Annotated in this window: 1 pseudogene; it reads left to right on the top strand. The window is 50.2% G+C overall.

The annotated features are described in order from the left end of the window. Positions 1-136: 136 nt before the first annotated feature. Positions 137-227, top strand: a pseudogene (locus DW640_RS23435) (conjugal transfer protein TraE); the annotation flags it as partial.

Genomic DNA, 227 nt, shown 5'->3' with positions numbered 1-227 from the left:
ATCCCCATCCGCAACGGACACGCCCACGTCCGTGGAAACAAACGGGCATCCACTAAAACCAAAGTAAAGAAACAAAGTATCAACCGCCCGACAAAGGACCATCCACCCTTTTGACGGCAAAAAACAAGAACAGTTTATGAACAAGAACATCTTGAAAAACAGAAAAGCAATCCTCTCCGCGGCACTTGTCATCGCCGCAACCGCCTCCGCTTTCGCGCAGGGAAACG

The organism is Bacteroides sp. AM23-12, from assembly GCF_003434395.1.
Taxonomy (GTDB): domain Bacteria; phylum Bacteroidota; class Bacteroidia; order Bacteroidales; family Bacteroidaceae; genus Bacteroides; species Bacteroides thetaiotaomicron.
Note: the sequence above shows the minus strand (reverse complement) of the source record. Positions and strands in the feature narration are given on the sequence as shown.